This is a genomic window from Arthrobacter sp. zg-Y820 (genome assembly GCF_030142155.1).
Lineage (GTDB): Bacteria > Actinomycetota > Actinomycetes > Actinomycetales > Micrococcaceae > Arthrobacter_B.
Genome location: NZ_CP126247.1, coordinates 865417 through 878474, shown reverse-complemented (window position 1 = coordinate 878474; position 13058 = coordinate 865417). Strand labels below are relative to the sequence as shown.

Sequence of the window (13058 nt, the reverse complement as noted above, 5' to 3'; positions counted from 1 at the left end):
ACTCGGGCCGCCCTAAACTCCGGGACGGCAGATGACTCGCGCGGTCCCGGAGATCAGCTGCCGGCGGGGTGCGGCTCTTAGTGGAAGAAGTGCCGGGCGCCGGTGAAGTACATGGTCACGCCTGCAGCGTTGGCTGCTTCAATGACTTCACTGTCGCGGATCGATCCCCCGGGCTGGACGACGGCGCGGATGCCGGCATCGATGAGGATCTGCAGTCCGTCGGCAAAGGGGAAAAAGGCGTCCGACGCCGCCACGGAACCGCTGGCGCGGTCCTCGTCCGGGCCGCCCAGGCTGTTGGCGCGCTCGACGGCGAGCCGGCAGGAATCCACCCGGTTGACCTGGCCCATGCCCACACCTACGGAAGCACCGTTCTGCGCCAGAAGGATGGCGTTGGACTTGGCCGCGCGCACCGCCGTCCAGGCAAAGGCGAGGTCGGCCAGAGTAGCCTCGTCGGCGGCGCTGCCGGACACCAGGGTCCAGTTCTCGGGGTTGTCCCCTTCGGCCTGCATCTTGTCGGACTTCTGGATCAGCATGCCTCCCGAGACCTGGCGGAATTCTGCCACGTTCCGGCCATAGCCTTCCGGCAGCGTCAACAGGCGGATGTTCTTCTTCGCTGAGAGGATTTCCACGGCCTCGGGCTCAAAGTCGGGGGCGATCACCACTTCGGTGAAGATGTCCTTGACCGAGGTGGCCATTCCTGCCGTGACGGTGCGGTTGGCAGCGATGACGCCGCCAAAAGCGGAAACCGGGTCACAGGCGTGGGCCTTCGCATGCGCGTCGGCGATGGGATCGGCTGCACCAGGGGAAGCTACCGCCACACCGCAGGGATTTGCGTGCTTGATGACGGCGACGGCCGGCAGGTCGAAGTCAAAGGCCGCGCGCAGGGCGGCATCGGCGTCGACGTAGTTGTTGTAAGACATCGCCTTGCCGTGCAGCTGGTCGGCCTGGGCAACCCCGGGCAGAGCACTCTTGTCCACGTAGAGGGCCGCGTCCTGGTGCGGGTTCTCGCCGTAGCGCAGCACTTCGGACCGTTCCAGAGCCAGGCCGGTGTAGGCCGGCCAGCTGGAGCCTTCCTCAGTCCCGTCACCGAACTGTTCCGCGGTCCACGCGGCAACCGCAGTGTCGTAGGCTGCCGTGGAGGCAAACGCTTCGGCGGCCAGGCGGCGTCGCTGGTTTAGATCGAAGCCACCCTCTGCGGCAGCCGTAACCACTTCGGCATACTTGTCCGGGTCCACCACGACGGCCACCGATGGGTGGTTCTTGGCAGCGGCGCGGACCATGGACGGTCCGCCGATGTCGATCTGCTCGACCACCTCGTCCTGGCTGGCGCCGGACTTCACGGTCTGGACGAACGGGTAGAGGTTTACGACCACCAAATCGAAGGGTTCAATTTCCATTTCCTCAAGCTGCGCCACGTGATCCTCACGGCGGCGGTCAGCGAGGATCCCGGCATGGATACGCGGATGCAGTGTCTTGACCCGACCGTCGAGGCACTCGTTGAATCCGGTGACATCGGCTACCTCGGTCACCTCGACTCCGGCTGCGGCAATCTGCTTAGCGGTGGATCCGGTGGACACGATGCTCACTCCGGCAGCAGCCAGGCCCTGCGCGAGTTCCGTCAGACCCGTCTTGTCGTAGACCGAGATCAGGGCCCGGCGGATAGGAACACGGTTCAGCGGCTGTGAGCTCACGCAATTCTCCAAAATGAGGGGGTGTCGATGGCTTTAGTTTAGGTCACACGACTGTCTCGGGCAGAGTGTGAACTCCTCCGGCTGAGTGTGAAGCTGGAAGCTGTGCTGGCTTCACCGGTGCCGGGAGACCTCGCGATTGGCGCAGTGGAAGCACGGGAAGCAGTTGATTCCGGGAGTTGCGGCGCCGCGGACCGGTAGGTGTGTCCGGTAGGAGTGATCGTGTCCACTGTGTGGCGGTCCGGTTGGCGATCCCCGACCGCGTTTGCGCTCCAGCCTGGTGCTTCCTTGGCCTGGTTGCAGGCCTCGCAGAGTCCCTGAATATTCTCGGCACTGGTTGGTCCGCCCTCGCGGACGGGCGTGATGTGGTCGTAGTGCCGGATCGGTGCTCCGCACCACGGAGTCCGGCAGATCTGGTCGCGGGCTGCGATCAGCCGGGCCAGGCCGCCGGGTACGAGCCGTGCCCGGGAATCCATCGCGGCCAGCTGCCCGGAGTTCGGTGCGACGTAGAGCCGGCGGAGCCAGACTTCGGTGCGCGGATCCGGCCGCCGCGCCACCGTACCCCAGCCGGCTGTGGCGCCGCCCGGATCACGGGCCCAGTTATGGGCCTGGTTGGGGGCGGGACCACGGGCCGGATTAGGGGCGGGACCACGGGCCTGGTCCTTGTCCCCGGGATCCGGGCTGTCCGGGATGGGATCGTCCGGAACCGGGTTGGGACCGCGGATCAGGTCCCGGGCCCACTGCGCGGGAACGATTCCGTATCCGGCCAGCACGGCCGGTTCGGCTCCGTCGGGCAGGAATGATTCCGTTTGCTTGCCACAGCTCGCGGTCCCGGGGTCTTTGGTGTCCGCAGATGTCCTGGCAGCGTCCAGCTCCGCTGCCGTGTCCGCGTCCGTATCCGTATTTGTGCCCGCGTCTGTGCCTGTGTTTGTGCCTGTGTATGTGTCTGGCGGCAGGATGCCGTGCAGCAGCGTCCGGTCCGTCATGATCAGCTGCACCTCGACCCGCACGTCCTCGGCCCGGGCCTGTCCGGTGGTGCGTTCCACGAGGGTGTCGGCCATGATCTGGCCCTTCGTCCGCGGGTCCCCGGACGCCCGCAGCCGGTCCGCGTCCCGGGTTAGCGCCGCGAAGACGCCCACGCCCTGGGCAACCGGCAGCAGCGCGGTCAGATAGGTCATGGTGTCCGGGGCCGGACGGCAGGACACATACCGTTGGGAAACGGCATGCGCGGCACGGTTGACCACGGCATGCGGGTCCAGGCCGTAGGACAGGGACTTGATCCGGGCGATCAGCTTCCGGTCTCCGAGCTGTTCCAGTTCCGCGGTGTTCCCGGCGATCTGTTCATCGACTTTCTGCCGGTCGGCCAGGGTCAGGCAGGCGGTCTCGCGGACCAGGAGCGTGGCCCGCCACTCGTTGATCACCCCGGTGGAGAGGGCGTGCAGGGTGTGCGGCATTTCGGTGGTCAGGATCCTTGCCAGGCCCAGCAGTTTGGCACCGTTATGCGGAGAGTCCCGCCGCGCCAGGGCCAGTTGCGCGGCTACGCCCTGACCCAGCTGCTCGGCCTTCAGGCCGGCCCGTGCCTGGGCGCGGCGGGTGGAAGCGTCAAAGGCCGCCGCGGCCTTGGCCTGGGCGGCGGCGATGACGCACTTCAATTCCTCCAACGCCCGGATCTCGTTGATCAGGCAGACCCGCTCCGCAGCCTCCAAATCCTCCACACCCCTGGCGACTCCTGTTGCGGCTCCTTTCGAAGCCCCGGAGGCCGGCAATGGCGCATTACTCAACGCGTTGGAAGCGTCGGGGCCGGGAGCTCGGCTGTCGTCTTTGGCAGCTCTGGAGTAGTACATGTCTTCTATTTTAGTGGCGTAAGGCACATTCTCAGAGGCTTGGCATTACTGGAGTTGTACCCGTAAATACCATTTTTGGAGCTGGTGAGGCCGGCAGTCACCAGCTGCGCCGTCGCCCGCCCGACGCCTCACCGCCGTCACCGCCCGCCCGACGCCTCACCGCCGCCGCCGTCGTCGTCGTCACCAGTCGTCACCACCCCACCCCGCCACGCACCCAGGACCTTCATCAGGGAGGACCTTCGCGATGCCTGGCCCCACAGATCTCCACCGGTACATTCCCCGCGAGCGGCTCGACATATTCGCCCTTGAGACACGCGATTTGCATGACCGTTGCACGTCTTGCCGGAATCGTCCGATTTGCGTTGTACAGTTTCTTCGGACCTGCCGCGAGGGCTGGCCGCACCCAACTCCTCCGCCTCTTGGAAGGCCGCCCCAGCCATGACAACAACCCAAACCCTGCCCACCGGTGACCAGGTGGTTCAGGACCTGCCTTGGAAGTGGAAGGTTCAGGGACGCATCTTCATTATTGGCGGCTTGGGTTTCATGTTTGATGCCTGGGACGTCACCCTTAACGGGGTCCTGATCCCGCTGCTGTCCAAACACTGGGATCTGGAACCGGCGCAGGCGGCGTGGATCGGCACGGCGAACCTGCTCGGCATGGCAATAGGAGCGTTCGTCTGGGGGTCCATTGCGGACGCCATCGGCCGCAAGAAGGCATTCACCGCCACGCTGCTCATCTTTTCGCTCTTCACCGTGCTGGGTGCCTTCTCCCCCGACATCGTCTGGTTCTGCATCTTCAGGTTCATGGCGGGCTTCGGCCTGGGCGGCTGCGTGCCGGTGGATTACGCACTGGTCGGTGAGTTCACGCCCCGCAAGCAGCGCGGCCGGGTGCTCACCGCCATGGATGGCTGGTGGCCGGTGGGCGCCGCGCTCTGCGGTGCGACGTCGGCCCTGATCATGGCGACCTTCGCGGACTGGAGGTTCACCATGCTGATCATGGTGCTCCCGGCACTGCTGGTGTTCTGGGTCCGACGCTCGGTCCCCGAGTCCCCGCTCTTTCTGGTCCGCAAGGGGCGAACCGCGGAAGCCGAAGTGGTTATCAACGACCTCATCAAGCGCACCGGCTCCCCCGTGACGCAGTGGCGGCTTCCGGCACCCGAGGCGCCACCCAAGTTCTCCTTTGGAGGCGTCGCCACACAGCTGACGGACCTGTGGCGGTACAGCTGGAAAATCACCGTGTCCGCCTGGTCCCTCTTCTTCACCATCCTGCTGGTGTACTACCTGGCCCTCACCTGGATGCCGAAGATCCTCGTTGATGCGGGATTCAAGGAATACGCGGCTTTCCTGACCACCTCGGGCATGGCCGCCGTCGGGCTCCTGGGAGTGGTGGTTGCCGCCCTGCTCGTGGAACGGGTGGGACGCAAGTGGATCCTGGCCGTGACCGGTCCGCTGTCGGCCGTCTTCCTGATCATCGTGGCCCTGGTTCTTGATGTTCCAGCCGCGGCAACTGCGTGGCTCCTCGCCTACGGATTCGTGGTGCAGGTTGCCATCCCGGTGCTCTACGCCTATGTGTCTGAGCTGTATCCCACGGAACTGCGCGGCAGCGGGTTCGGCTGGGCGTCGACAATCTCACGGATCGGCGCAGGACTGGGTCCGCTCATCTTTGTCTCCGTGATGTGGCCGTACCTGGGCCTGCCGCTGTCCTTCGGGCTGGCCGGGATCCTGGTGGTCCTGGCCGTGACCTGGATGCTGCGGTTTGCCCCCGAGACGAAGGGCGCGGCCCTGGACTAAGTCGGCGGACTAAGCCGGCGGGCCCTGCGCGCTGAGCCGGCTGAGAGTTTCAAGGAGCAGCCGGCGTTCCTGGATTTTGATCCGCTCGTGCAGGGTCTCTTCGGTGTCGGTGTCCAGGACCTCCACGGCTGCCTGGGCGAGGATGGGGCCGGTATCCACTCCGGCATCAGCTATATGCACCGTGCAGCCCGTGACCTTCACGCCGTAGGCCAGAGCGTCGCGGACGCCGTGCGCGCCGGGGAAGGAGGGCAGCAGCGCCGGATGGGTATTGAGGTAGCGGCCTTCAAACGTGTTAATGAAGTGCTCGTCAACGATGCGCATGAAACCGGACGACAGCACGATATCCGGGTGGTACGACGCGACCTTTTCCGTGAGTGCCAGGTTCCAGTCCGAGCGCCGGTCATAGTCGCGGAAGTTCACCACAAAGGTTTCGAACCCCGCGTCCGCCGCCCGCTGCACGCCGTAGGTGCCGGGACGGTCCGCGCCCACGGCGGCGATTTCGACGTCGAGCTCTCCCCTTGCCACAGCGTCCAGGACAGCCTGAAGGTTGGAACCGGTGCCGGACACGAGAACAACAATGCGCATGCGTCAACCTTAGGCTCAGGCGTCACCTAGGGTTAAACCATGAACAACGACGGCCGTACCCCTGATCAGACTCCTTCGCCGTTGCAGCCGGCTACGCAAAAGACGCCGGCCACCGACGAGCAGAAGCAGAGCACCCGCGGTTACCTGCGGATTTTTGTGGCCCTCGTTGTGGCGCTGCTGCTCACATCCGGTCTGGCCCTGCCATGGAAGCTCGTGCCGCTGGTCTTGGGTGTCGCCGCCATCGTGGTCGGAATTCTTACCTTTATTAAGGTCGTGCGCTACGGCATTGGCCCGGCCCAGATGTTTGTCACCGCCCTTGGGCTGGCGGCGTCGCTGGTGATGACTCTCGGCCTCGGATTGGCGGTTGCCACCTGGGACAACACGCAAAAGCTGGAGACGTGCATGGGCAAGGCGCTCACGATGCAGGCCCAGGACAAGTGCCAGTCGGAGTTCACCAACGGACTCCTGCCGCCGCGCTAGACGGCGCACCGCCGGGCGGGCGTCCGTTCGCTCAGCGCCCACCCGTCCGGCGTTTCGCTCAGCGCTCTTCGTGTTCGAGCCAGGGCCCGACGGCGTAACCCACGACGACGCCGATGCCAACCTCCGCGGCAATCCAGAGCCCCGTCCACAGCGGATCTGCGCCCACCTCGACGAAGCGGCCGATGCCTGCGGAACCGCCCGATATGAGAACTGCAGCGGCGGCGAGGATGCCGGCCACCAGACCCACGAAGACGCCCAGCAGGAGCGTGGAGACCGGGGCGGTGAACCAGCGCGCCCTGATCTTCAGGGACAGCCATTCGTCGAAGTGGTTTTCGCCTTCGCGCAGGAACCACCATCCCGCCAGGACGCCCGCGAGCACCGGCAGGATCAGCGCGGCAACCGCATATTCCATCCCGCCTGCCGGCAGGGCGGCCAGGACCGGCACCGCCGGCAGCGGGCCTACGGTTGTTTCCATCGGACTAATGATGCTGCCGGTTCCGATCGCGAAGCCGGCGCCCGAAGTCCAGCCCAGGGCCCAGCCGACGAAGTTGGGCATGAGCCCCAGCTCGACGACGGTCAGCACCGCGCCGCCGATGATGCCGGCGTCCAGATGTTGGTAGACCGAAACAACGTCAGCCCAGCTCATGACGAGCGCTGCGGTGAGCAGCAGGGCGGAAAAGCCCAGGGCAGCAGTGATGCCGACAACCCCGGCGCGGACCACTGACCACAGGTACGATCCGGCCCAGCGCGAGTGCTGGCTGGTGCGGGAGATCCAGTCGGTCAGGTCCATGCCGATCAGCCGCACCCAGGATCCGGCCTCCCGGCGTGCACCGACGACCAGGCCCAGTCCGGCAGCGATCAGCGGCACCAGGGCTCCGGCCGTCACCGAGACGGAGACGTCGTCGTTGGTGGAAAAGTGGGCGGCGGTTCCGCCGAGCACCGCGTACGTTAGCAGCGCGCCCAGCAGTGCCTGCCACAGCTGGTCGGTGTAGGACGCCCTGGCCAGCCGTCGGCCGGCCCGCCAGGACAGGAAGAACGGAATGAGCGCCAGTCCCAGCGGAAACAGGGACAGCACGCCGGTGGTTTCGTCTGTGCCCACTGTCCCGGCAGGGAAGGTGAGGTTCAAGGACACTCCGTGAATCAGGAGCCAACCTTGCCCGCCCAGCTGGGCGAGCGACGCGAAGTCGCGGTCGTTAAAGCCGTCGGCAAACCACACACCGATCAGCGGCAGGAATATCAGCAGGGCGGAGAGGACTGCGGCTTGGCCGAGTTCGACCACTCCCTGCAGCCACAAGGGCATAGGTAGGACGCCCGGGGATTTCGGGCGGGTAAAAAGTTTCATCTCCACTATCGTCCCATTCACCGCCCGGCGGGTGGTTCAGGACGAGCCGTGTCGGGTGCCAAGCGGCCACGCTCGCGGGCAGGCAGGCGAACGGGACTTAGCCCGCGAGGTCGATGATGCCTTTAACCAGGGCAGCCGCGGCACCGAAGAACGCAAAGATCACGACGGCGGCCCGCGCCTGGTCGTCGCGGATGAAGCGCTGCAGCTTCTCGCCGGCGTAGATGCCGCCGACGATCATCAGCGCGATCAGGGCCCAGGCCCAGGCTCCGAACGGAGGCATCTGGCCGGGATCCAGGGACAGCTTGGTGGTGAGGGTCACGATGGCGATGGTGACGAAAAAGGGCTGCAGGGTGGCGGCGAACGGGCGCTGCGGCCAGCGGGCCATGAGGGCATAGGCGCTCACCGACGGGCCGCCGACGCCGGCCACGGCGTTGGTGACTCCGGAGAGAAAACCCGCCACCGCCTTGGGCCCGTTGCCGGTGATTGTCACCGAGGTCCGCTGCATCAGCAGCGACACGGTCAGCGCAACCAGCACAACGGCGCCCACCACCACTGCCATGGGTGCGGACGGCAGGTACACCGCAGCCACGGACGCGGGAATGCTTCCGCACACCGCCGGGATCGCCAGCCACCGGTACATGCTCCAGTCAATGTCCTTCCAAACCCGCAGCATGATCAGCGCCGAGGAGACCAGCCCGCAGACATTCACCATCAGCACTCCCCCGTGCGAACCCAGGATGATCACCAGGAACGGCGAGATGAGCAGGGCGAACCCCAATCCGGCAATCCGCTGTGCGATGGCTCCGATGAAAACAGCCACGAGTACGACGATGAGGAGTCCGGTAGTCACTCGAACACACTACGCTGAGCGCATGGTTTCCCCCGTTTCGGTCCTTCAGACAGCGGATTGGCGGCAGCGCGTGTTCGGCCTGTACGCCCAGGTGCGACTCACTGCGCAGGAGGTGTCGCCGTCGTACGCGCACGGACTGTGGCGCGCGGAACGGGACCGGCTCTTCGCCGAGCATCCGGCGTCGCCGCTAAAGCCGGCGGCCCGGGCGCGCTTCCGCGGCCTGGAGATCGGCGCCTACGATCCGGATTTGCGCTGCGATGCGGTGATCGACGACGACGGCGCGGGCCAGGTGATGGACGTGCCCACCGGGACTGACGGCGTCGTGCCCTTTGTCCGGCTGGGCACCGTGGAGGCCGACGGCGTGGGCCGGCTCGCCGTGTGGCGGCTGGCCTCGTACGGCGGCGGGATTTTCCTGCCGCTGCGCGACGGGCTTTCCGGCACGGACGGCGGCAGCTACGGCGGCGGGCGGTATTTGCTGGACACGATCAAGGGGGCAGACCTCGGTGCCGGCGCCGCTCCCGGGAGTTTGCTCCTGGATTTCAACTTTTTGTACAACCCGTCGTGCGCTTATGACGAGGCCTGGGCCTGCCCGCTTCCGGGTCCCGACAACCGGACGGATGTTCCGCTGCGGGTTGGCGAACTGTACGCGGAATACTAGCCGGGCGTGCCTGAGCTGGACCCGTGACCCCTTCCGGCTCCCCCGCGCTCCCCGCCGATGCTGCGGAGCTTCCTTCGCCGTCGGGCCGGGGAATGACACACTGGTCCGGTGCAAACGTTTCTCCCCTATGACAGTTTCAGCCGCAGTGCCGGCGTTCTGGACCAGGCCCGGCTGGGCAAACAGCGGGTAGAGACGTTGCAGGTGCTGCGCGCCCTGGTCATCCCCGATTACGGTTGGCAGAGCCATCCCGCGATGAAGATGTGGATGGGGTATGTGCCGGCGCTGACCGCCTACGGGCTGGCCATGACCAAGGAATGGATCGCCCGCGGTCACGCCGACACCGTCTACGAGCAGCTTCTGGAGTTCGCGCCCGAGTCCGACGGCGCCGACGTCGTGCTGCCGCCGTGGTTCGGTGACGCCGCGTTCCACGAGAGCCACCGCTCCAACCTCATACTTAAGTCGCCCGACGTGTACGGGCCGCTCTTTCCGGACACCCGTGCCGGGCTACCCTATGTCTGGCCGGAGCCGGAGCATCCCGCGCTTCCCGCCGAGCCCGGCGGCGACGCCCTCTGGGTTGCCCGGCCTGCGGCCGGAGGTTCTGCCGATAATCCAAGGATTGTGTTGCCCATGCTGTCGGCAAAAGGCACTCCCATCGTCGGCAAGAAGGGCCGGCAGCTGGTGCGGTTCCTGGAGGACATGGACGAGGGCGACGACGTCGTCCTGCTGGGAGCCGACCGCGCCGTGCTGCGCACCGGCACCGTGGGTCCGGTGCGGCTGACGAACGACACCGCGACGCGCCCCGTCACGGTCACTGGCGAAATCCTGAGATCCGAGTTTGAGCATCCCGCGCTGTTGCAGGATCCTCGGACGCTTTTCCGGGTGCCGCGGCCAGGTTTCCTGACCAGCTAGCGCCTGCGAGTGGCTAGCAGCCGAAACCGGCAGGGTTCACGAGGCAGTCATCGGCAACGTTGCGGGATTCGGATTTCCAGACGCTGACGGTTTCGGGCGGCGTATCGAAGATGCCGCGCCCGTCAATCGGAATCATCGGGCCGCCGTTCAGGGAATACTCCGCGGTGAAGTACACGGTGGCATGAATCTGAAAATTACCGGTCGATGTGTAAGCGTGGCTTGTCGCGGTCGGTTCACCGATTTGCAGGTCAGGCAGGGGTGCCCCGGAATCATAGCTCAATTCGCTCTGCGTTCTGCGTTCTGCGTTCTGCGTTCTGCGTTCTGCGTTCTGCGTTCTGCGTTCTGCGTTCTGCGGCAAAGCATACGGAGTTATCCTCAGGACACCAGACAAAACCGGAGACCCACGGCAGTAAAGGGAACTAGCGCGTATCCCGCAGCGACACCAGCGTCTGCTTTACGTCTGGGAACGCGCCTATCCCGGAACAACCCGCCTAACAGCCAAAACCAGCAGGATTGGCGAGGCAATCGTCGGCCACACTTCGGGATTCAGATTCCCAGACGCTAATAGTCTGCGTCGGTGGGAATGCCAGGGCTCGGCCGTCAATGGGTATCATCGGACCGCCGTTGATCGAGTATCTGCCGGAAAAGTAAATTGCAACGGATACGAAATACTCACCGGGTTCCTCATAAATGTGGCTTGTTTGCGTCGCGTCCCCGACAAGGTCATCCGGAAGCGGGCCTCCTGGACGGGACGACGGCCCATATATGGTTCCATCCCCGTAATTCCACTCATACTCCGTGGGGCGGACCTGGATCCGTATGCTCTGCCCCAGCAGCGACATGTCGAATGTCTGCTCCCGTGCGTCGGCATACAGGTTAGTGGGCATGTTGACTAAGGAGAAAGGGCTCGGTTGCAGTGTGAACTGACCGGGATCGATCGGCGCCGTCTGGAATTCTGTGAGGACCAATCCGACCAGCTCAGCGGCAACTTCGTCAGGATCCGAGGTGTAGATACAGGTGGGGGTGTCACCGTACCTGGGCCAGGTCTCTCGAGGGGTTGCCTTCAAACCGCTGTACCACCACACATACTTACCATCCGGCGCAGCATCACATTCCACGGGTTGGCCTGCCAAGCAGTCGATATCACCGGTTTCATCATCAAAGCAGACCGGGCGATAGTAAAAGCCAAACAAACTTTCCGGTGTCCCCACGTTGACCGGGACAATGTTCCCCGTCGCTGGGTCCCGCTCACGCACGATACCTTCGACTCCCCCTGGCAGCAGCTTCCCTTCACCGTCTGTCTCACCGTAAGCCGGAGTGAACGAGGAACTAACGAGCGCTAGCATAATAATACAGAAGACTAAGGGGGCTTTTACCTTGAGTACCATCGCATCACATTTCTAGCGTTTCCAGGATGATTACATACCACCCGGACCCTGAAACATATTGGGCTTCCATGAGTTGAACTCCTGGGGTACTGCTTTCGGTTTCCGTCCCTTGAACTCCCTCTGGACCAAAGAATTGCATCTCGTCTTGGAGGATCAGGGTTGTCGCTTGAAAATAACCGTCGACGGTGGCCACAAAATTAGAGCTCACATCTTGAACATGGAGTTTCCCACCAACCATCCAATCGTCGTCTACGTAACCCTTTTGAATAACGCGGTAGTAACTCCTACAGGTGATGCACGTTTCAGCACTAACAGCACGAACAGGTTCAGGGTCGCCGGTTTCGTACCCATAGTTGGCCAGCGCATACCAGTACTCGGCGAAGGCCTCGAGACCCTCCTTCGATTCCTGCTTCGCCAGCTCGGGCATTACGGGCAGGGGGACGTTCTCGGCAGGTCCCTCAGCAGTCGCCGGCTTGTAGGCAGCAGTAGGGGTCGGCGTGGGCGTCGGGGTCGGAGACGCGGAGGCAGACTCGGTAACATCACCGCCAGCACTGGCACTCCCACTCGGCGCAGCACTATTCGAGCCTTCAGCGGCCTCGGCACCGGGATCATCGCCGGAACCCGAACACCCACCCAGCACCAACACCGCAGCGAGCCCAAGGGCGCCTAGCCGGGCAGCAGAAAAGTTATCAGAGCGAAAACCAGTGCGGAACATTCAAGAACCCCCAGGGCAAAATCGTGCGGGACTGTGAGTGACGCCAATAGTACGAGGCTGCGGCACAGCATACGGAGTTATCCACAGGACGCCAGAGAAACCCGGAAACCCGCGGCGCTAAAGGGAACTAGCGCGTATCCCGCAGTGATACCAGCATCCGCTTCACGTCCCGGAACTCGTCACTGGTTTCGTACGCGGCAGCACCCTCGAGATAGGACTGCCCCGCGCCCACCGCGTCCGAAGGATAAGAACCGGCGAAGCGCCCGCCGCTGGACTCCGTAAAGGTGAAGAAATCAAACAGACCGCACTGGCCGCGGTCACCGATTTCACTGATCACCGCATAGGTGGCGACTGCCTCGCCCCGTTCCGGAGAGGACGGCGCCACGGAACGGTAAACGAACCGCTGCTCGGTGCCCTGCTCCGAGTCCAGTTCCGGCATGGGCTCGGTGTCGTACTCCGTGTAAGCCGCCTGCTCATCGGGATCGGCGCAGACCAGGTCGGTGATGATCCCGGTGTCGAGCCGGGCCACCATGTCTCCCTCGGCGTCGTTCACCTGGACCGAAATGCCACCGGCGGGATCGTTGGCGAGCGGCGGCTTCTCCTGCACCGTCCAGTCCGCCCGGTGCTCAAAGACCAGGGATCCGTCCGGCGTCGTATAGGACACCCAGGCTGCCGGGGTGCCGGAGGTCTCACCCGTACCCGACGGAACGGCACAGGATGACATACTGAGCACAAGCAGCGTCGCCGCAGCCAGCGTGGTGTTACGGTATCTCACATCAGCTCCCGGAGATGTCCGCGCTAGCACCCA

Annotated in this window: 13 protein-coding genes; 4 read left to right on the top strand and 9 right to left on the bottom strand. The window is 64.7% G+C overall.

Annotation, left to right across the window (positions count from 1 at the left end):
• Positions 1-77: 77 nt before the first annotated feature.
• Both purH and QNO08_RS03955 read right to left on the bottom strand, forming a co-directional pair.
• Entirely contained in the window at positions 78-1691 is a 1614-nt protein-coding gene (gene purH / locus QNO08_RS03960) for a bifunctional phosphoribosylaminoimidazolecarboxamide formyltransferase/IMP cyclohydrolase (protein ID WP_229964613.1), read from the bottom strand.
• Positions 1692-1729: 38 nt separating this feature from the next.
• The gene (locus QNO08_RS03955; RefSeq protein WP_284155642.1) at positions 1730-3403 is read right to left on the bottom strand and encodes an HNH endonuclease; all 1674 of its coding nucleotides are present in this window, start codon (positions 3401-3403) and stop codon (positions 1730-1732) included.
• Positions 3404-3970: 567 nt separating this feature from the next.
• Here QNO08_RS03955 and QNO08_RS03950 point away from each other — a divergent pair.
• Positions 3971-5323 carry an MFS transporter gene (locus QNO08_RS03950; protein WP_229964611.1) on the top strand — a complete coding sequence of 451 codons (1353 nt, stop codon included), beginning with the start codon at positions 3971-3973 and terminating at the stop codon, positions 5321-5323.
• 9 nt (positions 5324-5332) lie between these two features.
• Here QNO08_RS03950 and purN read toward each other — a convergent pair whose 3' ends face one another.
• A complete protein-coding gene (purN, locus tag QNO08_RS03945) occupies positions 5333-5908 on the bottom strand; it encodes a phosphoribosylglycinamide formyltransferase (RefSeq protein ID WP_229964610.1) in 576 nt (191 codons plus the stop codon).
• A 39-nt stretch (positions 5909-5947) separates the two neighbouring features.
• Between purN and QNO08_RS03940 the strand changes: the two genes are divergently transcribed.
• On the top strand, positions 5948-6388 hold the full coding sequence (locus tag QNO08_RS03940; protein WP_229964609.1) for a hypothetical protein: 441 nt from the start codon (positions 5948-5950) through the stop codon (positions 6386-6388).
• A 58-nt stretch (positions 6389-6446) separates the two neighbouring features.
• Here QNO08_RS03940 and QNO08_RS03935 read toward each other — a convergent pair whose 3' ends face one another.
• Positions 6447-7730: a cell division protein PerM gene (locus tag QNO08_RS03935; protein WP_442860454.1), complete on the bottom strand. Its 1284-nt coding sequence runs from the start codon at positions 7728-7730 to the stop codon at positions 6447-6449.
• A gap of 97 nt (positions 7731-7827) precedes the next feature.
• Positions 7828-8580, bottom strand: coding sequence for a TSUP family transporter (locus tag QNO08_RS03930; RefSeq protein WP_229964607.1), 753 nt, complete (start codon positions 8578-8580; stop codon positions 7828-7830).
• Positions 8581-8602: 22 nt separating this feature from the next.
• On the opposite strand from QNO08_RS03930, the gene QNO08_RS03925 reads away from it, so the two are divergent.
• Positions 8603-9238 (top strand): DUF1684 domain-containing protein, encoded by a 636-nt coding sequence (locus QNO08_RS03925; RefSeq protein ID WP_229964606.1) that lies wholly within the window; start codon positions 8603-8605, stop codon positions 9236-9238.
• Positions 9239-9346: 108 nt separating this feature from the next.
• On the top strand, positions 9347-10147 hold the full coding sequence (locus QNO08_RS03920; RefSeq protein ID WP_229964605.1) for an MSMEG_6728 family protein: 801 nt from the start codon (positions 9347-9349) through the stop codon (positions 10145-10147).
• A 13-nt stretch (positions 10148-10160) separates the two neighbouring features.
• Here the strand turns inward: QNO08_RS03920 and QNO08_RS03915 are convergent, their stop codons facing one another.
• From QNO08_RS03915 to QNO08_RS03900, 4 genes are all read right to left on the bottom strand, one after another.
• Entirely contained in the window at positions 10161-10427 is a 267-nt protein-coding gene (locus QNO08_RS03915) for a hypothetical protein (protein WP_284155641.1), read from the bottom strand.
• A gap of 211 nt (positions 10428-10638) precedes the next feature.
• A complete protein-coding gene (locus tag QNO08_RS03910; protein ID WP_229964603.1) occupies positions 10639-11535 on the bottom strand; it encodes a PKD domain-containing protein in 897 nt (298 codons plus the stop codon).
• 4 nt (positions 11536-11539) lie between these two features.
• Complete coding sequence (locus QNO08_RS03905) at positions 11540-12250, bottom strand: DUF6318 family protein (RefSeq protein ID WP_229964602.1); 711 nt, start codon at positions 12248-12250, stop codon at positions 11540-11542.
• A 127-nt stretch (positions 12251-12377) separates the two neighbouring features.
• On the bottom strand, positions 12378-13025 hold the full coding sequence (locus QNO08_RS03900) for a hypothetical protein (RefSeq protein ID WP_229964601.1): 648 nt from the start codon (positions 13023-13025) through the stop codon (positions 12378-12380).
• Positions 13026-13058: the final 33 nt, after the last annotated feature.